This window comes from Embleya sp. NPDC025285 (assembly GCF_055558835.1).
Genome location: NZ_JBVHLU010000283.1, coordinates 1 through 1681, shown reverse-complemented (window position 1 = coordinate 1681; position 1681 = coordinate 1). Strand labels below are relative to the sequence as shown.

Sequence of the window (1681 nt, the reverse complement as noted above, 5' to 3'; positions counted from 1 at the left end):
CGGCGGGCCGAGTTGCCGGTGGCGGATGTGGTGGCCGTGCGGATTCGGGAGGTGGCGCGGGGGCTGGGTGTGAGTCCCGCGACGTTGCTGCATGTTGCCTGGGCGCGGGTGTTGTCGGTGTTGGCGGGCCGGGACGATGTCGTGTTCGGGACGGTGTTGTTCGGTCGGATGAACGCGGGTGCCGGTGCCGATCGTGCGTTGGGTCTGTTCATGAACACGTTGCCGGTGCGGGCGCGTACCGAGGGCGTGGGCGCCCTGGCGGCAGTGGCCGCGATGCGGGACCAACTCGCCGCGTTGCTCGAACACGAGCACGCACCGCTCTCGCTCGCGCAGCAGGCGAGCGGGATCACCGGCGACGCACCGCTGTTCACCGCCTTCTTCAACTACCGCTACAGCGGCGAACAGGGAACCGCCACGGATGTCGATGGTCGCCACGGAAGCGGCGAGATGGAGGGCATCCGCACGGTCTACATGCTGGACCTCACGAACTTCCCGCTGGCCGTGTCGGTGGACGACCTGGGCACCGACGGCTTCGTGATGACCGTGGACGCCGTCGCTCCCGCCGATCCGCACGTGGTCACCCGGATGTTGCACACGACGATCGAGAACCTGACCGCTGTGCTGGCGGACGGTGTCGAGGGCGAGGCCGCAGCCGACGTTGCGTTGGGCTCCGTGGCGGTGTTGGACGATGCCGAGCGGTCGCGGGTGTTGGTGGAGTGGAACGACACCGCCGTGGATGTAGCGGGTGTGTCGGTGCCGGAGTTGATCGCGGCGCGGGTGGCGGAGTCGCCGGACGCCGTGGCGGTGCTGTGCGACGGGGTCGAGACCTCGTACGCCGCGTTGGACGCGCGTGCGGGCGGCCTGGCGCGGTTGTTGCGCCGGTACGGGGTCGGCGCCGGCTCGGTGGTGGGTCTGTGTCTGCCGCGTGGTGTCGATGCGGTGGTGGCGATCCTGGCGGTGTGGCGGGTCGGTGCCGCGTATCTGCCGATCGACCCGGAGTACCCGTCGGATCGCATCGCGTTCATGCTCACGGACAGCCGTGCCGTGACGTTGATCAGTACCGAGGACCTGTTGGAGGAGTTGCCGGCCGGCCGGTTGCCCACGATCGCGATCGACACGCTCGGCGCGCCTCCGGAGGCGGCGGCCGAGACGGAGTCGGGTGTCGCGGTGCACTCGGAGGAGTTGGCGTATGTGATCTATACGTCGGGTTCGACGGGTCGGCCGAAGGGTGTGGCGGTCACGCACGGCGGGTTGGCGAACTATGTGGCGTGGGCTGTCGAGGCGTACGGGGTGGGGGCGTCGGGTGGTGCGCCGTTGCACTCGTCGTTGGCGTTCGACCTGACGGTGACGAGTGTGTTGTTGCCGCTGGTGTCGGGGTCGCCGGTGACGGTGAGTCCCGAGGGTGGTGCCGATGGCCTTGCGGGGTTGTTGCGTTCCGGGGCCGGGTTCGACCTGGTGAAGGTGGTGCCCGCGCACCTGCCGTTGCTGGGCGAGTTGTTGACGGAGGAGGAGGCTGCCGGTTCCGCGCGGTGTGTGGTGGTCGGTGGTGAGGCGTTGTTCGGGGCGGATGTGGCGGGGTGGTTGGTGCGGTCGCCGGGTTCGGTGGTGGTGAACGAGTACGGGCCGACCGAGACGGTGGTGGGTTGTTGTGTCTTCGAGGTTCGTGCGGGTGACGAGGTGT

At 69.1% G+C, this 1681-nt stretch carries 1 protein-coding gene; it reads left to right on the top strand.

The genetic code is table 11. The features are described 5' to 3' along the window. Positions 1 to 69: 69 nt before the first annotated feature. On the top strand, positions 70 to 1681 hold a 1612-nt coding region (locus tag ACZ4FV_RS52245; protein WP_465328517.1), incomplete at its 3' end, for an AMP-binding protein.